The sequence below is a fragment of the Megamonas sp. Calf98-2 genome (assembly GCF_900110235.1).
Classification (GTDB): Bacteria; Bacillota; Negativicutes; order Selenomonadales; family Selenomonadaceae; genus Megamonas; species Megamonas funiformis.
The window spans coordinates 1-23,475 of sequence record NZ_FOCY01000003.1 but is presented as its reverse complement, the minus strand read 5'-3'; the positions used below and the strand labels follow the sequence as shown (position 1 = coordinate 23,475).

The following is a 23,475-nucleotide window of genomic DNA, read 5'->3' as shown; positions in this document are numbered from 1 at the left end:
ATTTTTTATGAAAACTTGGGAAAATCATCAAATTGATGGAATTAATAGAATGCCAGCAAGAGCACATTTCTTGACATTTCCATCTAAAGAAAAGGCACTTTTAAACAACAATAGATATACTCATGCATTTAAAAATTTAAATGGCGTTTGGAAATTTATGTTTTTAGATGCTCCAGAATATAGTCCAGAAGGTTTCTTTAATAGTGATTTTGATGTAACTAAAATGGACGATATCACAGTTCCAGGAAATTGGCAGTTACAAGGCTACGGCAAAATGCACTATTCTGATTTATGGTATAATTTCCCTATTAATCCACCATATGTACCAACAGAAAACCCAACAGGTATTTATAAACGTACATTTTTTGTAGAAGAAAGCTATCGCGATAAAAAAATCATCATTAGATTTTGCGGTGTAGACTCTGCATATCATTTATGGATTAATGGCAAGGAAGTAGGCTATAGCAAAGTTGCTAGAAATGAATCTGAATTTGATATTACAGATATCATTCGTGTTGGCGAAGAAAATGATGTAACTGTTCGTGTATATCAATGGTCTGATGGCACATATTTAGAAGACCAAGATATGTGGTGGGAAAGTGGAATTTTCCGCGATGTAGAATTAATAGGTGTGCCTAAAGATGGTATCAATGATTATAAAGTAATTGCTGATTTAGATGATGAATATAAAAATGGTATTTTCAAAGTAGAAGCTTTCTTACGTACAACAAAAGAAGTTAATGTTACTTTTGAATTAGTAGATGCTGGTGAAAATACTGTATTTACAAAAACTGTAGTAGCTAAAGAAGGCAAAGCTTGTATTGATGAAGTAATCGCTGATGTAAATCATTGGACAGCAGAAACACCTTATTTGTATAAATTATTTATGACTGTAGAAGATGACGGTCAAATTGTAGAAGTTATTCCTCAAAATGTAGGTTTCCGCAATATTAGATTAAATGGTGAAACTTTCTTAGTAAATGGTGTAGCTATTAAATTTAAAGGTGTAAACCGTCATGATTATAGCCCGCAAAATGGTCGTGTAGTATCTAGAGAAGAAATTGAAAAAGATATTATTTTAATGAAACAATTCAATATCAATGCAATTCGTACATCTCATTATCCTAATTCTTATTATCTATACGATTTATGTGATGAATATGGTATGTATTTAATCGCTGAAACAGATTTGGAATGTCATGGTTTTGAATTGACTGGCGATTATAAATGGATTACAGATGATCCTTCTTGGGAACTTGCTTATGTTTCTAGAATGACTCGCATGATTGAACGCGATAAAAACCATCCTGCTATTATCTTCTGGTCTTTAGGAAATGAATCTGCTTTTGGTTGCAATTTCCGCAAAATGACAGATGTAGCACATGAAATGGATCCTACAAGATTAGTTCATTATGAAGGCGACTTTGATGTAGAATCTGCTGATGTTTATTCTACAATGTACACATGGATTGAAAATCCAAAGAAACCATATCTCATGAAAGATATCATTGAAAAATCTAAAAAACCACATGTTCACTGCGAATATTGCCATGCAATGGGTAATGGCCCAGGAAACTTAAAAGATTATCAAGACTTAGTATATGCTCATGATAAATTACAAGGTGGTTTCGTTTGGGAATGGTTTGACCATGGTATTGAATCCTTCACAGAAAGTGGAGAAAAATATTATCGCTATGGCGGAGATTTTGGTGATGACCCAAGCAATAAAGATTTCTGCATTGATGGCTTAATCATGCCAGATAGAACACCATCTCCAGGTTTATATGAATATAAAAAAGTTATTGAACCAATTACAACTACTGCTGTAGATATTCAAAAAGGTATCATAAACTTATTAAGTCGTTATGATTTTGCAAATTTAGATAGATTTAATCTCGTTTATAAAGTTATGGAAGATGATGTAATTCTTCAAACTGGATTTATGGCTGTTCCTTCTATTGAAGCTAGAGCAAATAAAGACATTACATTACCATATGATTTATCTGCAATTAAAGTAAAACCAGGAGCTCATTACTATGTAAATATTTCTTATCAATTAAGAGAAGATACAAGCTATGCTTCTAGCGGTCATGAACTTGCTACTGCTCAATTTGAATTACCTTTATATAAAGAAGGTATCGTGGTAAGACCAGAAGGTATTTTAAATGTTGAAAAAGAACATACTACTTTACATGTAAAAGGCGCTAACTTCTCTTTAGACTTTAACTTAGTAAATGGTAATTTAATGAATATCGTTCGTGATGGTATGCAAGTATTGAGCAAAGGTCCTCGCTTAACTTTATGGAGAGCACCTATCAGCAATGATATGGAAATCATTGATAAATTGAAAAAAGTATACTTCTTACATCTTGAACATGAAGTAGTGATGAATATTGATTATCACATGGAAGGCAATATCTTAAAAGTAGAAGTAGATACAATCAATAGTACAACTAATAGTGCATGGCACTTCAAAACAAAATATGTATATACAGTATGCCCATCTGGCGATATCTTAATTGATGTAGAAGGCACTCCTTCTGGTAGAGTTGATTTAGCACCAGATATGTTACCTAGAATTGGTGTAAGCATGCATTTAGATAAATCTATGGAACATGTACGCTATTTCGGTATGGGACCTGGCGAAAACTATGCAGACTCTAAAGAAGCAGCGCAAATGGGCTTATATGCAAATACTGTAGATGGATTATTTACAAACTATGTAATTCCTCAAGAAAATGGAAATCATATGGGTTGTAAATGGGTATCTATGACAAATGACAGAGGTATGGGTCTTTTAGCATCAACTGAAGGTGATTTTAATTTCAGTGCTTCTTGGTATGAAGATAAAGATTTAGATGATGCAAAACATACTTGTGATTTAGTAAAACGTGATTACATTATATTTAATGTAGATTACAAACAAAATGCTTTAGGTACAAATTCTTGTGGTCAGTGGCAATTGGATAAATATCGTGCAAAATTTGAAGACTTTAAATTATCCTTTAGATTGACTCCATTTAATAATAAAGAAGTTTTGGATAAACATTTAGCTGCTGAAAGAATTTGTCTTGATAAATAATAAAATAGCCTCTAATAAAATTATAATATTATGTACCCTAATGTTTTTGTTAGGGTACAATTTTTTTTATAAAAATAAAAGCACTAATAGTTATTATACTTACTATTAGTGCTTTAGTTTTAAATGATGATGAAAAACAAAAAAGCTCCGATAAAATCGAAGCTTTAATTTACAAAATGGTGGGCAGGGATGGATTCGAACCATCGTAGCCTACGGCGACGGATTTACAGTCCGTTCCCTTTAACCACTCGGGCACCTACCCATTACAAATGGTGACCTTGGCAGGACTCGAACCTGCGACCTTTTGATTCGTAGTCAAACACTCTAATCCAGCTGAGCTACAAGGCCATTTGTTTGCGGTTGTCTTAACCGCGTATATTATAATATCAGATTGATTTATATTTGTCAAATGTTTTTTTTGAAAAAATTTAAGATTTATTAAAATAAATTTTAGCTCTATACGAAATAGATAATAAATGATATATTATGTGATGGATAGTATTCGAAGCGAAACTGTACCACAAACTTTTATTTTTATCTAATTAAAAAGGATTGTATCGAAAGAACAAGACCTTACCAGAGATTTCATTGTATTACTTCCAAGAAAAAGAGGTGATAAAATGAAAATAGGATTTATTGGTGCGGGGAAAGTAGGCTTTTCCCTAGGAAAATATTTACAAAATAATTGCAGTCAAAATGATGTAGAGATTGTAGGTTATTTTAGTAAATCTTTAAAATCGGCAAAATCAGCAGCAGATTTTACCAGTACTAAATTATATATAAATCTTGAAAATATCTTAAAAGACAGTGATACCTTATTTTTGACAGTGCCTGATGGTAGTATTAGTCAAATTTGGGATTATATGAGAAATCTGGATATTAGAAATAAAAATATTTGTCATTGTAGCGGTTCGATATCTTCGACCGCTTTTTTTGATGCTCAAAATAAAGGTGCATATGCATATTCTATCCACCCACTTTGTGCGATAAATGATAGGTATGAAGCTTATAAAAATTTAGCAAATGCTGTATTTACTATTGAAGGTAATAGTGAATATTTAGATAGCTTGATGCAGATTTTTCAAAAATGTGGTAATGACATCATAAAAATTGATACGCAAAAAAAAGCACTATATCATGCAAGTGCAGTAATGGCTAGTAATTTAGTTACAGCTCTATTTGCCACGAGTATAGATTTATTAAATCGTTGTGGTGTAGATAAAAAGATGGCGAAAAATATTTTATTGCCATTATTGCAGGGAAATGTAGCTAATTTAGCTACTTTTGATATTAAAGATGCTTTGACTGGCCCAGTAGAGAGAAATGATGTAGTTACGATAAAAAAACATTTAAATGCATTTAATCAAGAAAATTTAAATCAAGAAAAAGAAATTTATAAGTTATTATCACAAAAATTAATTGAAATTGCACAAAGTAAAAATTCATTAAAAGATTATAGTGAAATGAAAGAGGTTTTTGATAGTGAAAAATACAGTATCAACATTTAAAATGCAAAAGGAAAACAAAGATAAAATTACAATGCTTACAGCATATGATTATTCTACAGCAAAGTTGATTGATGAAGCTGGAGTTAATGGAATTTTAGTAGGTGATTCCTTGGGCATGGTCATGCTTGGTTATGAAGATACATTATCTGTTACTATGGAAGATATGATACACCATATAAAAGCTGTTACTAGAGGAGCAAAAAATGCTTTAGTTGTAGGTGATATGCCATTTATGTCTTATCAGACATCTGTTTATGATGCTGTGAAAAATGCAGGTCGTTTAGTGCAAGAAGGTCATTGTCAGGCAGTAAAATTAGAAGGCGGAGAAAGTGTTTGCCCACAGATAAAGGCAATTGTCGAAGCTTCTATTCCTGTTATGGCACATATAGGGCTTACACCACAATCTGTTAATGCTTTTGGTGGTTTCAAAGTTCAAGGGAAAAGTGAAGAGGCTGCCAAAAGAATTCTTCAAGAAGCAAAAGCTGTAGAAAAAGCAGGTGCATTTGCTGTAGTGTTAGAATGTATTCCTGATAAATTGGCAAAAATTATCACTGAAGAAATAAATATACCGACAATTGGCATTGGTGCAGGTAGTGATTGCGATGGTCAGATTTTAGTATATCAAGATATGCTTGGTATGTTTGGCGGATTTAAACCTAAATTTGTGAAACGCTTTGCAAATGTTGGTGAAGAAATGACAAAAGCTTTTAAAGGTTATATTGAAGAAACAAAAGCAAAAACATTTCCAGCAAAAGAGCATTGTTTTAAAATAGATGATAGTGTAATTGAAAAATTATATTGATGATAATTTTATTTAAATATTACAAAGTTACAATAAAAACTATTGCATTTTATTTTTTTATATGATATTATGTAAACACGCTAAAGATGATGAAGAGGAAAAGTAGATAAATATAATCATGACAGAGAGTCAAGGATGCTGGAAACTTGATATGAGAGTATTTATTGAAGTTCACCTCGGAATTGCTCGCTGAACTTATTGTAGGTGGAGCCGGAGCCTTACCGTTATCGAAAAGGACAGTATCGGATTAGTCCCGTACTTGATGAGAGATATCTATATTTTTATAGATAAATAAGGTGGTACCGTGAATTCAGCCTCGCCCTTATATTAGGGTGAGGCTTTTATTATTTTTAAATCAATTAGATAAAAAAGAAAGGAGGCTTTTCATGAAGAAATTAGCTTTTTTAGGACCTCATGGAACAAATAGTGAAGAAGCTGCAATTTATATGGCTAATTTGCGTAAAGAAAAAATGAATTTAGTGGCATATAATACAATACAAGATGCGATACAAGCTGTTGCACAAAAAGATGTAGATTATTGTTTAGTACCAGTGGAAAATTCAATAGAAGGTTCAGTTCGTATTACCTTGGATACTTTGGCTCATGATGTTGACTTAATGATAGAGTCTGAATTAATATGGAGTGTACATAATCAATTATTAACAAAAAATCCTAATGCTAAGATACACACAATAATTTCTCATATTCAACCATTAGCTCAATGTAGAGAATATTTAAAGAGTCATTATCCAACGGCAAAGACAGAATCTGTTTCTAGTACAGCTAGAGCAGCAGAAAAAGCAAGCTGTTATGGAGATGGTTATGCGGCAATAGCGACAAAAACAGCAGCTAATTTATATAATTTGCAGATAATAGATACAGATATTCAAGATGTTGAAGATAATTTTACTAGATTTATTTTATTGACTAATAAAGATAAAGTAAAAAAATATCAAGATGTAGCCAATATGATGATAATTTGTCAGATAGATGGTAGAGCTGGCAGTTTATACGAACTTTTGGGTGATTTTGCTTGTCGAAAAGTAAATATGACAAGAATTGAATCAAGACCTGCGCGTACAAGTTTAGGCGAGTATATTTTTTTCATAGAAATAGATGCTAATGTGGATAAAGATATTTTACAGGAAGCACTTATGCAGGCTAGTAAAAAATGTTTTTGGCTTAAAAACTTGGGAAAATTCCCAGTATATAAAGCTAGTAATAAATTAGTAAATGAAATAAATTAATCTTAAATATAGATAAATGAAAAGGTGGAATAAATAATGGTTGTAATAATGAATTCTGATGCAAGAGAAGAAAATATCATGGCTGTAGTAAAAGCTATCGAAAGTGTAGGGCTCACAGCTAAGATAATGGAAGGTGCACAGCAGAAAATTGTTGGTGTAATAGGTGACAAAACTCGTATGGGTTCACTAGCAGTAGAGGCAATGGAAGGTGTAGAACAGACAGTGGCTATTTCTAAATCTTATAAATTAGCCAGCCGTGAATTCCACCCAGCAAATACTGTTGTTGATGTAGATGGTGTAAAAATCGGTGATGGCAATGTAGTAGTAATGGCAGGCCCATGTGCAGTAGAATCTCGTGAACAATTATTAGAAGCAGCAAAAATCGTAAAAGCCGGTGGAGCACAATTTTTACGTGGTGGCGCTTATAAACCTCGTACTTCTCCATATTCTTTCCAGGGTCTTGAAAATAAAGGTCTTGAATATTTGGCTGAAGCTCGTGAAGTTACAGGATTAAAAGTAGTAACAGAAGTAACAGAAGTAGAAGCTGTTGATGCTGTAGCTCATTATGCGGATATTTTACAGATTGGTGCACGTAATATGCAAAATTTCCGTTTATTAAAAGAAGTTGGAAGATGTAATAAACCAGTTATGCTCAAACGTGGTCTTTGCGCTACTATTGATGAATGGTTAAATGCTGCTGAATATATTATGAATGAAGGCAATCATAATGTAATTTTATGTGAACGTGGTATTCGTACTTATGAAACATATACAAGAAACACATTAGATATGAGTGCTGTAGCAGCAGTAAAACATTTAAGTCATTTACCAATTATCGTAGACCCAAGTCATGGTACAGGTAAATGGAGAATGGTAAAACCTATGAGCTTTGCAGCAATAGCAGCTGGAGCAGATGGACTTATCATTGAAGTTCACCCAAATCCTGCAAAAGCTTTATCTGATGGACCACAATCTTTGACACCGGAAAATTATAGAGAAGTAATGCGTGGTGTCTATAAAATTTCTGATTTTGTGAAAGCAGAAAATTTATTTACTGATTACATGAAAGACTAAAAATTTATATTATAAGATGAGAAAAAGCAGTCAAATACTTATGTATAATTAAAGTATTTGACTGCTTTTTTATGTCATTAAAAATAAAAATATAGGATAAGCTATAAAAATAAAGATAATAGTAGTGATTAAAAAGATTGCCTCAGCAATACTGGTGTTTAATTTATATAGTTGAGTAACTACAACAGAATTGATACCAATAGGACACATGCCAATCAAAGTGATGACTGAAATGAGTAAAGTATTATCTGTAAATAAGCTAGCGGTGATAAATGATAATATAGGTATGATAAGAAAACGAACAGGTACAATAGTCAAAGCTAGATATTTATATAGGCGAGCTGCTTTAAAATTTAATAAATAACCTACAGGTAAAATACCAAACCAAGCACCTAGATGGACAGAAGCATTAAAAATGGGGTCAAAAATATCAGGACGAGGTACTTCGTAAATATTTAAGATAGCACCGATAAACATACTAAGTAAACCAATTTGGTTCCAACTGATTAGAATAGAACGCCAATGCGGTTGAAATTTTGCTTTCGAACCAGATGTGAATTTTTGATGAAAATATTCAGCTAGAGGAAAACAAAAAGAAAGTGTAAAAATATTTTGTACCATAGCGATAACTTGGACATAAGCATAAGCTAATTGTCCCATAGCTATATAAGCACATAAACCACCTAAAATACCTGTATTAGAGAGCATACTACTTAAAAGATAAGCACCGCTATTGCGTATATTTTTACCAAGTCGCCAGTTTACATATGGACAAGCTAATAATCCTGGAAGTGCTGAAATGAGGATAATTCCTACGAATGCCAATAAAAATAAATTTTGGTCTATTTTTATCAACCAAAAACTACCAAGTCCAGTGATTATCATGATGAAACGGATATTTAATTTTAAGAGGAAATTACAAGTATTTAAAGATATTATCTTATATTTATGGAAATAATATCCTATAGTTAGAGGTAAGATAACATCAATAAATATAAATAAAAGGCGATAAAATGTTTCTGACATAATAACACCAGTTAAGCTTTTGCAATATCAGGGCGAAGTTGACTTGCTCTACCTAAATAAATATGTTTTATTTCCTTTTGTGTTTTATCAGTATTCACCAAAAGTAACACGCGGATACATTTTTCCATACTGTTTTCTACATATAACTGTTGAGCATCAAAAAGTGGCACTAAATCCCAATTAGGTAATTGACGTGCAGCAAAAGCAGGAAATACACTAGATAAATCCTTAGTAGCACTAAATAAAGCAGCACCAATATCTTCAGCAGTAATATCATTAGCTTCAAGAATGTTTATTAATAATTTTTTGACAGCCTCAATAATCTCTTCACGATTATCGTTCTCTACAGTGATAGCCCCTCTAATTCCTTGCATAAAAAACATTCCTTTCATTGTAAATATATTTGTTATATTCATTTTTCTTTTATATAAAAGAAAAACGAAACAAAAAGAAAATTGCCCGCTCACGCACTTTTTACTTTGGCAAAGATAAAAATATGCCAACAACGTTCTAAACTCACTACGTTCAAACAGTAGAACTAAAACCATTGTCATATTTTTATCTTTACCAATAGCCTATGGCTACCGCAAAAAGATGCTAAAATGCGGGAAATATTTGGTATTATTTTATTGTTGATTATTAAATAGTTATAGATAATGTAGTGATTTTTATTTTCCGCATTATAAAATTTTGTGGTAACCGTAAGGTTATTGAAAATAATTATCTTTGAATACGTTTTTAGTCTGAATGTTTGAGCGAAGCGAGTTTCTAAGCGTTGTATGAAAAGATAATTATTTTCAAAACTAAAATTTTATCTGCGGTGATTTCTTTGGTTCGTTTCTTTGTCACCAAAGAAATGAACATAAAAAACTATTTTTCTTTAAAAATGTTAATCATTAAACGAATTGATAAGAAGACGGCTACTAAATATCCTAATACACCTAAAATAGGGATTTCCATTATTTGAGGTGTCATATTAGTAGTGCAGATAATGCTAGAGCCTAAAAGTAGTGCAGAGCAAATGATACCGATGATTAATTTATTAATCATTTTATCTAAACGACGAAGAGGTTCTTCTGAGCCTGTTAAGTCTAAATTAACTTTAGTTTGTCCGCTCATTGTCATTTTTAGGATATCAGATAATTGTTCTGGTATATGCATGGATTTTTGAAGCATTAAATAGCTATCTCGTTTGAATTTAGTAAATTCTTCTTTCCAACTGAAATTTCGTTTAAAATCAGCTCGCATGTAAGAGGCAAAAATATCAATAAAATTGACATTAGGACAACAAATTTTGAGAACAGATTCAATCGTAACGACACCACGAGCAAACATACTTAGACCAGGATTTATAGAAAGTTTATGACGGCGAGCAACAGTTATGATATCATGTGCTAATTCACTTAATTTTAATGTTTGGAAATTGGCATTACTATAACGGTTCATTAGATTATCAATGTCTTCATAAAGTTGGATATGATTTAATTTTCCTTGAACAGTGCCTAAAGTTAAAATAGCGTTTTTCATTTCATAAGTATCATGTTGAACAAGGGCGTAAACAGCTTTTTTTAAAGCATCACGTTCTTTAGAAGATAAGCGTCCCATCATACCTAAATCAAGCCAAATAATTTTACCGTTTTTTATCCAAATATTACCTGGGTGAGGATCTGCATGGAAATAGCCATCTTCAATGATTTGTTTTACATAATTTTTGCCAAGATGAATACCTAATTCTTCAACATTATAACCTTGGGCTTTTAATTTGCTTATTTCATCAATGCGATGACCGTCAATATATTCCATTACAAGCACGCGAGCTGTAGTCAGTTCATGTTTTACAGTAGGACAATCAACGAAAATATCTTCACTATTGAGTCGTTTAAATTCGTCAATATGTTCAGCTTCCATCATGAAATCCATTTCTTGTTTTGTGATATTCCACATTTCATCAAGAATGGCGTTAAAATCTAAAATGCTAGATGAAGTTTTAAAGACTTGTAAGATAGATACAGCTCGTTTTAATAAAACTATATCTTTAGCCATTACTTCATAAATTCCAGGACGTTGTACTTTGATGACTATTTTTTCACCAGTTTTTAATGTAGCTTTATGTACTTGAGCTATAGAAGCAGAGCCAAGTGCATGGTCATCTATATCGAGAAAAACATCTTCTAATTTTTTATTATATTCTTTTTCAAGGCAGTTTTTGATGATGCTAAAATCTAAAGGCTTAGCTTGTGTTTGCAATTTAGTCAGTTCAATGGCATAATCGGCAGGTAAAAATCCTGGTTTTAAAGAGAGTATTTGACCTAATTTTACAAATGTAGGACCTAAATCTTCTAGGATTAAACGCAATTTTTCAGGTGTCATATCGCTTGTAAGTACATTATGCTTACGTAAAACAAGCACCATTTCTCGTAAACGATGAGAGGAACTGTATTTTGTTTGTTTAGGAAATTTTATCAAATTAACACCTTCTATCATAAATTTTTAATATAATGTATTTAAATAAAATAATTATGTTTATTATAGCAAATAAGTGAAAAATAGTATAACAGTTTATTTATCGCTTAGAATATGGATTTTTGGATGAGTTTAAAATTTTTAATAAAAAAGAGTTGAAATATTAATTTGAAAATCTTCAAGTATATATTTCAACTCTTTTTATTTATTCTTTTGTAATATTATCTAAAATTTGTAGAATTTCTTGTCCGTAATTATTTCCAGGAACTGCCCAACGACCATTTAAACCAGGCCATGTATCAATTGTTGATGTAGAATAAACGGCACGAACTAAGGAATAACGTGGGTCTACTACATCTTCACGAGGAGGTCTAACGGAAGCATAAGCCAACAAATGTTGGATATGAGCCCTAACACCAATACGAGCTGTTTCAAAATAAGCACCTTTTACAGTAGCACTTGTTGTACCTAGACCGCAATAATTATTTTGGTCAGGTGTTACTGTACCACCATATCTAAAAAATCCTGTTTCTTTTAAAGCTTGAGCAAAAGTTGCATCAGGACGAATTCCTTCTTTACCAGCTTCTTCATAATAATAATCAACTAATTCTTCAGCAGAAACTGTAATTTTAGGATTTGGGTTATTTTTGAGCAAGTAATTTACGCATTGTTCACGAGTTGCAATAGCTGAACCCATGATAGAAGAACTGCCATAATTTATTACTTTATCTTGTTCTTTTTTATCAGAGTCGCCTTTTAAAATAGCAGCGATTTTTTCTGATACAGAGTGATTAGATGTTTCTTTTTTATCAAAAGTATTATCATCATTATCAGTTTTTAAAGCAATAACAGCACTTGTTTCGCGTTGTTGATGTTGACTTAAGCCTTTTAAGGTATAATTATTTTGCATAGGAGTCATACTAGCTTGACTAGGAAAACCAATACTGATACAAGCTGCGACAATTAAAGAACTACCAAGAATTTTATATTTGCGAAAAAACATAGAAGATAAAGGACCTCCTTAAGTATCAAATTTTTAATTGCTTAAGACTACAAATTGGATAATAAACAAAAGCATAAATACATAAAGTAGAGGGTGAACTTGTTTAATTTTTCCAGAGAATATTTTTATTAAGCAATAAGAGATAATACCGATACCAACAGCATCAGTGATACTGTAAGATAATGGCATCATTAGAAAAATCAAGAAAGCAGGAAAAGCTTCTTGCATATCATCCCAATTTATACGAGATAAACTGCTCATCATATAAAAACCAACAATAATTAATGCTGGTGCAGTAACTGCTGGAACAGTGGATAAAACTTTAGCAATTGGAGCTGTAAAAAGCATTAAGAGGAATAATAAAGCAATGATGACGTTTACAAAACCAGTACGACCACCACTAGCTACACCAGAACCAGATTCAACATAGGCAGATGTTGGACTTGTACCAAAAATAGAACCAACAAGGCTAGCGATAGAATCTGCTAAAAGAGCGCTTTTTACATTAGGAAAAGTATCATTTTTCATCAATCCTGCTTGTTTGGCAATACCGAGCATAGTACCAGTAGTGTCAAATAAAGTAACAATGAAAAATGTAAAAATTATAGTATAAAGATTATGAGAAATAGCTCCCATGATATCCATTTGCATAAATGTATTACCGAGTTCAGGTGTACTGAAAATAGTATCAGGTAAACTGATATAACCAAAAAGGAAAGATAATATAGAGGTAATAATCATGCCTAAAAACAAGGCACCACGTACATTATTTACCACTAAAATAATGCTTATAAATAAACCGATAAGTGACATATAAGTTACAGGATCAGTAAAATTACCAAGAGTAACTAGGGTAGCTGGAGAAGCTACAATAATATGGGCACTTTGAAGACCGACAAAACTGATAAATAAACCGATACCAGCACTGATACCTTCTTTCATTGAAGCTGGTATAGCGTTGATAACAGCTTGACGAAATGATGTCAATGAAAGGATTAAAAAGATTAAAGCGGAAATAAATACAGCACCTAAAGCTTCTTGCCAAGGAATTCCCATGGAAATTACTACAACAAAACTAAAATAAGCATTCATTGCAAGCCCAGGAGCAATTGCTATAGGATAATTAGCAAAAATCCCCATGAATAAACAACCAACAATAGTTGCAATTATTGTGGCAAAAAATACACCATTAAAATCCATACCTGTCTGGCTTAGAACACTAGGATTTAAGATGATGATATATGCCATAGTTAAAAAAGTAGTAAAACCAGCAAGGGTTTCAGTAAAATAAGAAGTTTTTCGTTCTTCAAATTTAAAATATTCTTTTATTGACATGACAAAACCTTTCTGAGATTTATTTTGTATACTATCATATAATACCATAATTGTGAAAAAATTTTTAGTATAAATTTAATAATAATAGTTATTATCTTTAAATTGAATATTAAATATGATATCATTATATAGTTAGATAGTTATTTGTATATTGAAGAAAGGAGAAATATAGTGAAAAGATATCTTTTTATTTTAGTATTAAGCTTAATGACTGTTATTAGTTTTCCAATAAATAATTCTTTTGCGGCGACAGAACCGTTATCTGAAGAAATTTTTCAGTGGGTGCAGGCAACACCTCGTTCAAGTTATTATTTTAATAAAGATGCTATGACCTATGAAATTGGAGCAGATGGCATTGCCGACACGAATATTTTAATTGTGCCAACAGTAAGACTTTTTGATAATATGCAAATTCAAGATGTGATAATGAAAAGACAATGGAGAAATTTAAGCACATATAGATTTGATGAATTGTCTGGTGTAGCAGAATATTTGCGAATAAATATAAAAGATAAAACAGTAGAATATACAGAATGTGTATATTTAGATCAAGGATATAACTCTTTGTATGTTAATTATGAAAGACCAACTCAAAATATGAATACAATGAGTGTAAAAGATGTAGATTATAATTTTTATCAAGCTATATTAGATTATGAAAAAGAACATAGAAAAGAGCTTTTAACAAAAATTATAGATCAGGTTAATCCTGAAGATTTAAAAGCAGCAGGAATAACTTTAACTAAAGAGCAAAAAAAGAAGATGAAAGAAAATAAAAAGCAGAGAAGATAATACGCTATTTGGCAGTGGAGAGGTGTAAATTTTGTATTCTAGGAGTTGGAAAAAACTAGTTTTAGGCGTTTGTTTAGTCGTTTGTTTAGTAAATATTTTTAATGTAGAAAAAGTATTTGCTAAAGATGAGAAAAAAGTAATTTTGTATGTGCCTCAAGATGATAGACCGATATCTTCCGATCAAACAGCACAAGTAATCCGTTCTATGGGTTATACTGTAGAGATGCCACCAAAAGATTTATTAGGTGATAGAGATAAAGCTGGCAGACCAGAAGAAATTAATCGTTGGTTAGTGGAAAATGGTGGTAAAGATAAAGTAGCAGTAATATCTTCTGATGCTATGATTTATGGAAGTTTAGTAGCTTCAAGAAAACACCATATACCAAGAGATTTATTGTTAAGACGTGTAAAAAATATAGAAAAGTTGCATGATACGCACCCTAAAATGCCTATATATGTATTTTCTTCTATCATGAGAACGCCAAAAGATGGGGCTTCTTCAGGAACAGAAGAGCCAGAATACTATGTAAAATATGGGAAAGCTATAGCTAATTATACAAAAATTGATAATGCAGATACTTCAGGGTTAAATGAAAGTTATCAAGTAACGCTAAGAGAAGGTGTGCCAGAGGCAGCTTTGAAAGACTGGCTTTCTCGTCGCAGAACAAATTTAGAAGTCAATAAACAATTGATAAATTTAGTTAAAAACAATGATGTAGTGTATATGGCAACAGGAAAAGATGATAATGCTAAATTATCCCAGACTCATAGAGAAAGTAATGAGCTAAGAGAATATGCAAATAGTTTAGGATTAAAAAATAATCGTTTCCAAGTTTTGACTGGTTTAGATGAAGTTGGGCTTTTAGTTTTAACTAGAGCTGTTAATGAATTAGAAAATTATAAGCCATATGTTTATATAAAATATGCTTCTGGTTATGGCGGAGCAACTGTGCCAACATATTCAGATGAGTCTATAGATAATACACTTACAAGTCAAATAACGGCTATCGGTGGTATTAGAACATATGATTTGAAAAAAGCTGATTTAGTAATGTTTATAAATACTAATCGCAGTGGCTGGACATATGATGCTAATACTCCAGTAAATACGCTTCAACCAAGATATAATACAATGGATTTTGTTGAAGATATAGAAAGCTTTGTCAATGCAGGCTATCATGTGGCTGTAGGTGATATTGCTTTTGCTAATGGAGCAGACAATGCTTTGATGAAACAATTACAAGATAGAGATTTATTAGATAAATTATATGGATATGCTGGTTGGAATACAGCAACTAATAGCACTGGTTTTGCATTAGGCATGGGAATTGTAGGCAATCAGATAAGCCAAGATAAACGCAATGAATTATTATTGACTAGATATCTAGATGATTGGGTATATCAAGCAAATGTTCGTCAAAGTGTGAACTCTTACTTAAATTTATTGCCAGGTAGTGGTGATTATTTAACTATAGGAGATACAAAAAGACCATATATTGAAGAATATGGTACAAAATTAATGCGTTCTTTTGTAAGTGATAATTTAAATTTATTTAATGAAGCAGTAAATGTTTCGATAACAATGCCATGGAATAGAATTTTTGAAGCTAATTTCGATGTTTCTGGTAATAAATTAAATGAAACAGTATTGAAAAAGCATTTAAAATATTAGATTAAAAAGCCTGCATATCAGCAGGCTTTTCTAGTATGATTGAAATTATGATATAATTTATTATGATTAAGATATTTATAATTAATGAGGTGATAAAGTGCAGTTTAAATATTTAAAACAACTATTATGTCTTTTTTTGATGATGATAGTAGTTTATGTACCGAATGTTGTTTTTGCTAGTTTAAATAAAACTATTATTTTTGTACCCCATGATAATAGACCGATTTCTTTTAAGCAGACAGCAGATAATATTCGTGATTTAGGATATGAAGTATTGACACCACCAGAAGAACTCCTAGGTAATAGAGAAAATCCTTATGCAAAACCAGAAGAGTTATCTAAATGGGTGATAGAAAATGCAAAAAAAGCTGATGCAGCAGTAATATCTTCAGACTCTATGGTTTATGGTAGTCTTGTTGCTTCAAGAAAGCATAATTTAAGTGAAGATGTTGTTTTAGCTAGAGTGCATAATTTTGAAAAGATACATCAAGCAAATCCAAATATGAAATTATATGTATTTGGCTCAATTATGAGAACACCTCAAACAAGTGAAGCGTCAGGTAGTGAAGATGCAAATTATTATGCTCAATATGGTACAGATATTGCGCGTTATACTGCATTGACTGATAAATTAGAACAAGATGGACTAACACATAAAGAAAGAAAACAGTTAAAACAATATGAACAAAAAATACCAAAAGCAGCTTTAGATGATTGGCTTTCTCGTAGACAAGGCAATTTTTTAGTAAGTAAAAATTTAATTGATTTAGCTAGAAATGATGTAATCACTTATTTAGCATTAGGTTGTGATGATAATGCGAAATATTCACAGACCAATAAAGAACGCCGTGCGCTTGATAATTATGGCAGTGATTTAGGTGAGTTGAAATATCAATCAGTAGCTGGAATTGATGAAATTGGTTACGTTTTATTGACTAGAGCAGTGAATAATTTACAAGGTGATATTCCATTTGTAAGTGTTCATTATGCTAAAGGTACAGGAGAAAATACGATACCCGCATATTCTAATGAGCCAATTAAAAATTCTATAGCGACTCATATCAAAATGGCTGGCGGTATGAAAGTCAATAGCGATAAAGGAGCAGATTTAGTATTCATGGTTAATACTAATTTTGACGGTACAACAGGTGCAGCTAATGATTTAAATAATGTATATATACCAAATGAAAATATCATAGATTTTGTCAATATGGTCGATGAAGCTGTACAGGCTAATAAAAAAGTAGGTATTGGCGACATCACATTTGGTAATGGCTCTGATAATGCTTTAATGTTTAGTTTATATGGTAAAAATTTATTGGATAAATTAAATGCTTATTCAGGTTGGAATACACCTACAAATAGTACAGGTTATGCTTTGGCTATGGGCATGGGAGCAAATTATACAGATAGAGTGGGCATTTTAAAAATGCTTGAAGTCCGCTATTTAGATGATTGGCTCTATCAGGCAAATATCAGACAAGCTGTAGCAAATAGATTGAATTCCATGCCTGGTGAAGGCGATTATGGTAATACAAAAACTAGAACTTTACCAGCAGAAAAATTAGCTACAGAAGCTTTACAGAAAATGATAGTTGATTATGGCTTAGAAAAATTTGAAGGTCAGTCTTATGTGGCTGATGCGCAAATAAGATTTCCATGGCAACGTATGTTTGAAGCAGATATAGTTTTCCCTGAAGAAAAAGTATCTGTAGAAGAAAAAATAGAAAAATAAATTATAGTTCACATAAAGCTCTATATTAAGTATAATAATTAATATTTAATATAGAGTTTTTATTTTATAGATGATATTTTGATTTAATTTATAAGTTTATTTTTATTAAGGAGAATTTTAAATGTTTACACGAATTATATCGTTTATCAGTTCAAGTAGAAGAGATATTTTAATCTTATTTACAGCTTTATTTAATAGAAATACACCTAAGATAATAAAGACAATGACAATTGTAGCGTTTTTATATCTTATAAGTCCTATTGATTTTTTACCAGATATGATACCAGGACTGGGATTATTAGATGATGCAGTAGTTGTGCCGGGAATTTTATATGCAATGCTTCAGATGTTACCTGCTTCTGTTAGAGCAAAATCAGAAGCACAGGCAGATTATTTAGGGCCGAAAATGCCTTGGCTTTTAGCTATTTGTGGAATTTTTCTCATAGCATGGACTATATTTGTTTTTGTGGCGATTTATAATTTTATTTTTAATTAATTCAAATAATTTAGGAGATGAAATTATGCGTTTATATATAGCTGAAAAACCAAGTATGGGAGCAGAGATTGCAAAATGTTTGACAGGCCCTGTGCAAAGAAAAGATGGATATTTAATAACTAAAGATGGAATTGTAACATGGGCTTTTGGTCATATTTTGCGTCAAGCTGAGCCAGAAGAATACAATGCTAAATATAAAAATTGGAAAGCTGAAGATTTACCGATTATACCAAAACAGTGGAAAATGATTATAGATGAGTCTTGCAAAAAGCAATTTGGTATTATTAAAAATCTTATTGATAAAGCTGATGAAATAGTTCATGCAGGCGACCCTGATAGAGAAGGGCAATTATTGATTGATGAAGTTTTAGATTATTTAAATTGTCAAAAACCTGTAAAGCGAATTTTATTAAATGCTTTAGATGAAGGAAGTATAAAAAAAGCTAATAAAGATTTGCGAGATAATCGAGATTTTTTAAATTTAAAAAAATCTGCTTTAGCTAGAGCAAGAGCAGATTGGCTTATCGGTATGAATTTGTCTAGGGCATATACTTTGGCAGCAAGAAGAGCAGGAAAAAAAGGTGTATTTGCTGTAGGTAGAGTAAAAACGCCAACACTTGCTTTAGTTGTCCGCAGAGAACGCGAATTAAAAGATTTTAAGCCAGTGGATTATTTCACGATAAAAGCGATATTTGCTCATCAAAATGGTGAATTTAGTGCCACATGGAAGCCTAAAGATACACAGGCGGGACTGGATTTTGAAAATCGTTTGATTGATGAAAATATAGCTAAAGTTTTAATTGGTAAATTTGCTCAAAAAACAGAAGCAGGAAAAATAACAGCTTATCAAAAAGCACAGAAAAAAGAAGCACAAAGATTGCCATTTTCTTTATCTAGTTTGCAAGTTTTGGCAGGTAAAAAATATGGATATGACCCGCAATTAGTATTAGATACTGCACAAAAATTATATGAGAAAAAATTGACGACATATCCACGTTCTGATTGTGAATATTTACCACAAAGCCAGTTTAGTGATGCTAAAATTATTTTGCAGAATTTATATAATATCAATGAAAAGCAATTGACTAATTGGGCAAAAAAATGTGATTTAAAAACGAAAAGTAGAGCATGGAATGATAAAAAAATTACAGCTCATCATGCGATTATTCCAACAAAAGTAAAAGTCAATTTAATGAGTTTGACCATAGAAGAAAGAAATATTTACTTTTTAATAGCTCAAGCATATATAGCACAATTTTATCCAGTTCATATTTATGACCAGACTAAAATCAGCATAGAATATATGCAAGAATTGTTTGTAACAAGTGGTAGAGTCGTAAAACAGATGGGGTGGAAAGAATTATATGTGCAAAATAATAAAGAAAAATCTTTAAATGAAGATGATAAAAAAGAAGATAATGAAGAAAAAGAAGAACAAAATTCATTGCCACTTATGAAAAAAGGTGATGAAGTAGAATATGTAAAAGGCGAATATGATAAAAAATCTACAAAACCACCAACTCGCTTTACAAGTTCGACACTGCTTGCAGGTATGAAAGATATTCATAAATATGTAAAAGATGTAGAAGTTAAGAAAAAATTAAAAGATATTTATGGTATTGGCACAGAAGCTACAAGAGCGACTATTATCGAAGATTTAGTAAAGAGAAATTTTTTACAGCTTGAAGGTAAAAAGAAATATTTAGTGCCAACACAGTCGGCGTATATTTTAATTGATGCACTGCCAGATGAAATGACATATCCAGACTCTACAGCTGTTTGGGAAGACTATCTTCATTCTTTATCTGAAGGTCAGGGAACAATTGAAGAATTTTTAGCTAAACAGGCAGAATTTACGCAGAATTTATGTATGAAAGCAACAAAGACCGTTTTGGTACAAGAGCATGAATATAAATGCCCTAGATGTAATCAAGGTATTTTAGTAAAACGCAAAGGAAAAAATGGTGAGTTTTGGGGCTGTTCTAACTTTCCTAATTGTCGCATGACTTGTAATGATGTAGATGGCAAGCCAGATATAGAAAAAACGAAATTTAATTTCAATAATTATCGACAAATGAGTTATAATAATAGTGATAAAAATTATATAAAATCTGGGCAAAATGAGATATTTCAGCAAGATAATCAATTGATTTCAGCTTGGGATTTAATCGCTAGAGAAAATACAAAAAAGATGAATTTCGCTCCTAAAGAAAAATTTTCAGCAATGCCTATAGAGAAAAATAAAAATATTAAAGCTACATCAAAATATTTATGTACGCGTTGTAAAGAAGGCAATTTACGTAGAATTCGCGGTAAAAATGGTTGGTTTTGGGCATGTTCAAATTATCCTCATTGCATAGCTACTTATGATGATAATAATGGAATTCCTGTAATATAAAAAGCTCAAAATACGTTGAACTAGTATATGAATTTTTAAATCTATTTAAAGAATTTTTATTAACTATACTAAAATGTAAATTAAAAGTAAGTACAACGTAAAAATATTCAGATAAAGAAAAAGTTGAAAAATAACTTATGATTTTATATAATTATACTAGATTTAAATTTATACAATATAGGAGGTGAATTACCTGTTTCAATGTTAGTATAAATAGTTGATACAGGTAATTAATTATTGGAGCTAATTGAAGTTCTGTTGAAATTAATTTTAGTAGTATTTTTAGTGTTTATGAATGGTTTTTTCGTAGCGGCGGAATTTGCCCTTGTAAAAATTCGTTCCTCTCGTTTGGAAACTCTTTTACAAGAAGGTAATACACGAGCTAAATATGCCAAAAAGCTCACAGACCATTTAGATGCATCTTTATCAGTAACACAGTTAGGGATAACACTTGCATCCCTTGGTTTAGGTTGGGTTGGTGAGCCAGCTGTTGCAGCTTTATTAGTACCTGTTGTGCAGTTCTTTGGCTTTGGTGAAGATTTTGCTCATTCTATAGCACTTGTGGTAGGTTTCTCTCTCATTACAGCAATGCATATCATTTTAGGTGAATTAGCACCAAAATCTATGGCTATTCAAAAAGCAGAAACTGTAACGCTTAATATTTCTATACCAATGCTTATTTTCCACAAGATTATGTGGCCGGCTGTATGGATTTTAAACCATGTAGCTAACTGGGTAATAATTCGCCTTGGTTTTGAAGTGGCAAGTGAAGGTGAAGAAGCTCATAGTGAAGAAGAAATTCGCTTGTTGATGGAAGAAAGTCATAAACATGGATATATTGATAAAACAGAATTGACTTTTGTAGATAATGTATTTGATTTATCTAATCTTACAGTTAGAGAGATTATGATCCCTCGAACAGATATGATTTGTTTGTATTTAGAAGACTCTTTTGATGAAAATGTAAAAAAAGCGTTGACTGAACAGATGACAAGATATCCTGTTTGTATTGAAGATAAAGATAATATAGTAGGATTTTTGCATATAAAAGATTTATTAAATCCATTATATGCGCGCAAAAATATTGATATTAGGTCATTGTTAAGAGAAGTTACTGTCGTACCAGAATCTATGCCAGTGCGTAATTTGTTAAAACTTATGCAAGGAAAACGTTTACAATTAGCTATTGTTGTAGATGAATATGGCGGTACAGCTGGTATGGTTACATTAGAAGACATTGTTGAGGAAATTGTTGGTGAAATTCAAGATGAATTTGATGAAGAAAGACCAACAGTAGAAAAACGTACAGAGAAATTATATTCCCTTGATGCGAAAATGTTACTTGATGATGTAAATGAAATGTTTGGCACTAATATTGAAGAAGAAAATATAGATACTATCGGTGGTTGGCTTTCTACACAGGTAGATACTCCTCCACGTGTAGGTCAAAAAGCTAACTTTGGCGATGATGAATTCTTTGTCGAAGAAGTAGATAGAGTTCGTATTACGCGCGTATTAGTAAAATTAAATCATACTGTAGATGGAAATACAGATATTTAAAAAGTTGCGAATATGTTTATATTTTAGTATAAGCATTTCTATATAGTTAATAATATGCATTATATTGTATATCAAAGAAGAAAAGGGGTAATTTGATATGTTAAAATCTATTGCAATCATGACTAGTGGTGGAGATAGCCCAGGAATGAATGCTGCAGCTCGTGCGGTAGTTCGTACAGCTCTTTATGAAGGAGTAAAAGTATTTGGTATCTATGATGGATACAAAGGTATGCTTGAAGATCGTATCGTAGAATTAAATTCTCAAAGCGTTAGTGATATTATCCAACGTGGTGGTACTTTCTTAGGTACAGCTCGTTGCCCAGAATTCAAACAAGAAGAAACTCGTAAAGAAGCTCTTAAAATTCTTCAAAGCCATGGCATTGAAGGTTTAGTTATTATCGGTGGTGATGGTAGCTTAACTGGTGGTTCTTTATTAAGCGATTTAGGTATGCCAATCGTTGGTCTTCCTGGTACTATCGATAATGATGTTTGGGGCTCTGATTATACTATCGGTGCTGATACTGCATTAAACACTATCTTAGATGCAATCAATAAACTTCGTGATACAGCATCTGCTCATCGTCGTATCATCGTTCTTGAAGTTATGGGTCGTAAATGTGGCTGGCTTGCTATGATGGCAGGTATCGCTGGTGGTGCAGAATATGTTCTCGTTCCAGAAGTTAAATATGACCTTAACAAAATTTGTGATGAACTCAAAACATCTTATGACAATGGTCGCCGTTATAGCATCGTTGTTGTTGCTGAAGGTGTAGGCAGTGCTGTAGATATCGGTAAAGAAATCGGTGAAAAAACTGGTATCGATACTCGTGTAACTGTATTAGGTCACGTTCAACGTGGTGGTTCTCCAACAGCTGAAGACCGTGTAAAAGCTAGTATGTTAGGTGAAAAAGCTGCTTTAGCACTTCTCAATGGTCAGTCTAATATCGTATTTGGTATCAACGAAGGTAAAGTTGTAGCTATTGACCTTCATGATTCTGTAAATAACAACAAAACATTAGACCCAGAATTAGTACGCTTAGCACGTGTATTATCTAAATAATAATTTAGGCTAAAAATAAAAGCATTAAAGTTTGGATTAATTCTGAACTGCACCCCAAAAGTTGGACACAAAACAACTTTTGGAGGTGCAGTTTTTTTATGACTAAATACTCAAATGAATTTAAAGTTAAAGCAATTAAAATGGTTTTAAAAGGAAATTCTATTTCTCATGTAGTTAAAATTCTAAACATGCCAGATATAGCTCCTCTTTGCAGATGGATAT

At 31.7% G+C, this 23,475-nt stretch carries 17 protein-coding genes, 2 tRNA genes and 1 other annotated feature; of the genes, 12 read left to right on the top strand and 7 right to left on the bottom strand.

Going from position 1 to position 23,475, the window contains the following annotated elements:
* Positions 1-7 precede the first annotated feature (7 nt).
* Positions 8-3,082 carry a beta-galactosidase subunit alpha gene (ebgA, locus tag BMX03_RS01355; protein ID WP_091693330.1) on the top strand — a complete coding sequence of 1,025 codons (3,075 nt, stop codon included), beginning with the start codon at positions 8-10 and terminating at the stop codon, positions 3,080-3,082.
* Positions 3,083-3,259: 177 nt separating this feature from the next.
* Here the strand turns inward: ebgA and BMX03_RS01350 are convergent.
* Together BMX03_RS01350 and BMX03_RS01345 are read right to left on the bottom strand one after the other, a co-directional pair.
* Positions 3,260-3,344, bottom strand: a tRNA-Tyr gene (locus BMX03_RS01350).
* A gap of 8 nt (positions 3,345-3,352) precedes the next feature.
* Positions 3,353-3,430 (bottom strand) — tRNA-Arg (locus BMX03_RS01345).
* A gap of 203 nt (positions 3,431-3,633) precedes the next feature.
* Between BMX03_RS01345 and BMX03_RS01340 the strand changes: the two genes are divergently transcribed.
* The 4 genes from BMX03_RS01340 (at position 3,634) to aroF (ending at position 7,713) form a co-directional block, all read left to right on the top strand.
* Entirely contained in the window at positions 3,634-4,590 is a 957-nt protein-coding gene (locus BMX03_RS01340) for a Rossmann-like and DUF2520 domain-containing protein (protein WP_255361386.1), read from the top strand.
* Entirely contained in the window at positions 4,565-5,392 is an 828-nt protein-coding gene (gene panB, locus BMX03_RS01335; protein ID WP_075555171.1) for a 3-methyl-2-oxobutanoate hydroxymethyltransferase, read from the top strand. Before BMX03_RS01340 ends, panB begins: the two co-directional genes overlap by 26 nt.
* 80 nt (positions 5,393-5,472) lie before the next feature.
* Positions 5,473-5,719: a binding site (T-box leader), on the top strand.
* Positions 5,720-5,778: 59 nt separating this feature from the next.
* Positions 5,779-6,639, top strand: a complete 861-nt coding sequence (gene pheA / locus BMX03_RS01330) for a prephenate dehydratase (protein WP_022227923.1) — start codon at positions 5,779-5,781, stop codon at positions 6,637-6,639.
* 36 nt (positions 6,640-6,675) lie between these two features.
* Positions 6,676-7,713, top strand: coding sequence for a 3-deoxy-7-phosphoheptulonate synthase (aroF, locus tag BMX03_RS01325; RefSeq protein WP_022227922.1), 1,038 nt, complete (start codon positions 6,676-6,678; stop codon positions 7,711-7,713).
* Between the two features lie 69 nt (positions 7,714-7,782).
* Here the strand turns inward: aroF and BMX03_RS01320 are convergent, their stop codons facing one another.
* From BMX03_RS01320 to BMX03_RS01300, 5 genes are all read right to left on the bottom strand, one after another.
* Complete coding sequence (locus tag BMX03_RS01320) at positions 7,783-8,739, bottom strand: hypothetical protein (RefSeq protein ID WP_022227921.1); 957 nt, start codon at positions 8,737-8,739, stop codon at positions 7,783-7,785.
* 11 nt (positions 8,740-8,750) lie between these two features.
* The gene (aroH, locus tag BMX03_RS01315) at positions 8,751-9,113 is read right to left on the bottom strand and encodes a chorismate mutase (protein ID WP_018999984.1); all 363 of its coding nucleotides are present in this window, start codon (positions 9,111-9,113) and stop codon (positions 8,751-8,753) included.
* 496 nt (positions 9,114-9,609) lie between these two features.
* A complete protein-coding gene (locus tag BMX03_RS01310) occupies positions 9,610-11,223 on the bottom strand; it encodes an ABC1 kinase family protein (protein WP_075555173.1) in 1,614 nt (537 codons plus the stop codon).
* A gap of 184 nt (positions 11,224-11,407) precedes the next feature.
* On the bottom strand, positions 11,408-12,205 hold the full coding sequence (locus tag BMX03_RS01305) for a glucosaminidase domain-containing protein (protein ID WP_015562891.1): 798 nt from the start codon (positions 12,203-12,205) through the stop codon (positions 11,408-11,410).
* Between the two features lie 33 nt (positions 12,206-12,238).
* Positions 12,239-13,588: an NCS2 family permease gene (locus BMX03_RS01300; RefSeq protein WP_033405769.1), complete on the bottom strand. Its 1,350-nt coding sequence runs from the start codon at positions 13,586-13,588 to the stop codon at positions 12,239-12,241.
* A 123-nt stretch (positions 13,589-13,711) separates the two neighbouring features.
* Here BMX03_RS01300 and BMX03_RS01295 point away from each other — a divergent pair, with 123 nt between their 5' ends.
* The 7 genes from BMX03_RS01295 to pfkA all read left to right on the top strand — a co-directional run bounded on the left by BMX03_RS01295 (position 13,712) and on the right by pfkA (position 23,253).
* Positions 13,712-14,332 carry a hypothetical protein gene (locus tag BMX03_RS01295; RefSeq protein WP_022227918.1) on the top strand — a complete coding sequence of 207 codons (621 nt, stop codon included), beginning with the start codon at positions 13,712-13,714 and terminating at the stop codon, positions 14,330-14,332.
* Between the two features lie 31 nt (positions 14,333-14,363).
* The gene (locus tag BMX03_RS01290; RefSeq protein WP_022227917.1) at positions 14,364-16,004 is read left to right on the top strand and encodes a DUF4127 family protein; all 1,641 of its coding nucleotides are present in this window, start codon (positions 14,364-14,366) and stop codon (positions 16,002-16,004) included.
* A 97-nt stretch (positions 16,005-16,101) separates the two neighbouring features.
* On the top strand, positions 16,102-17,739 hold the full coding sequence (locus BMX03_RS01285; RefSeq protein ID WP_091693328.1) for a DUF4127 family protein: 1,638 nt from the start codon (positions 16,102-16,104) through the stop codon (positions 17,737-17,739).
* A gap of 121 nt (positions 17,740-17,860) precedes the next feature.
* Positions 17,861-18,235, top strand: a complete 375-nt coding sequence (locus BMX03_RS01280; RefSeq protein WP_091693325.1) for a YkvA family protein — start codon at positions 17,861-17,863, stop codon at positions 18,233-18,235.
* Positions 18,236-18,260: 25 nt separating this feature from the next.
* The gene (locus BMX03_RS01275; RefSeq protein WP_091693322.1) at positions 18,261-20,633 is read left to right on the top strand and encodes a DNA topoisomerase 3; all 2,373 of its coding nucleotides are present in this window, start codon (positions 18,261-18,263) and stop codon (positions 20,631-20,633) included.
* A 237-nt stretch (positions 20,634-20,870) separates the two neighbouring features.
* The gene (locus BMX03_RS01270; protein WP_008538782.1) at positions 20,871-22,193 is read left to right on the top strand and encodes a hemolysin family protein; all 1,323 of its coding nucleotides are present in this window, start codon (positions 20,871-20,873) and stop codon (positions 22,191-22,193) included.
* Positions 22,194-22,290: 97 nt separating this feature from the next.
* On the top strand, positions 22,291-23,253 hold the full coding sequence (gene pfkA / locus BMX03_RS01265; RefSeq protein ID WP_018999976.1) for a 6-phosphofructokinase: 963 nt from the start codon (positions 22,291-22,293) through the stop codon (positions 23,251-23,253).
* Positions 23,254-23,475: the final 222 nt, after the last annotated feature.

What these genes read in the sequence shown, in the direction of transcription:
- pfkA (WP_018999976.1), top strand. Translation starts at nt 22,291, where the DNA reads ATGTTAAAATCTATTGCAATCATGACTAGTGGTGGAGATAGCCCAGGA.
- aroH (WP_018999984.1), bottom strand. Translation starts at nt 9,113, where the DNA reads ATGCAAGGAATTAGAGGGGCTATCACTGTAGAGAACGATAATCGTGAA.
- BMX03_RS01280 (WP_091693325.1), top strand. Translation starts at nt 17,861, where the DNA reads ATGTTTACACGAATTATATCGTTTATCAGTTCAAGTAGAAGAGATATT.
- ebgA (WP_091693330.1), top strand. Translation starts at nt 8, where the DNA reads ATGAAAACTTGGGAAAATCATCAAATTGATGGAATTAATAGAATGCCA.
- BMX03_RS01320 (WP_022227921.1), bottom strand. Translation starts at nt 8,739, where the DNA reads ATGTCAGAAACATTTTATCGCCTTTTATTTATATTTATTGATGTTATC.
- BMX03_RS01310 (WP_075555173.1), bottom strand. Translation starts at nt 11,223, where the DNA reads ATGATAGAAGGTGTTAATTTGATAAAATTTCCTAAACAAACAAAATAC.
- BMX03_RS01300 (WP_033405769.1), bottom strand. Translation starts at nt 13,588, where the DNA reads ATGGTATTATATGATAGTATACAAAATAAATCTCAGAAAGGTTTTGTC.
- BMX03_RS01305 (WP_015562891.1), bottom strand. Translation starts at nt 12,205, where the DNA reads ATGTTTTTTCGCAAATATAAAATTCTTGGTAGTTCTTTAATTGTCGCA.
- pheA (WP_022227923.1), top strand. Translation starts at nt 5,779, where the DNA reads ATGAAGAAATTAGCTTTTTTAGGACCTCATGGAACAAATAGTGAAGAA.
- BMX03_RS01275 (WP_091693322.1), top strand. Translation starts at nt 18,261, where the DNA reads ATGCGTTTATATATAGCTGAAAAACCAAGTATGGGAGCAGAGATTGCA.
- aroF (WP_022227922.1), top strand. Translation starts at nt 6,676, where the DNA reads ATGGTTGTAATAATGAATTCTGATGCAAGAGAAGAAAATATCATGGCT.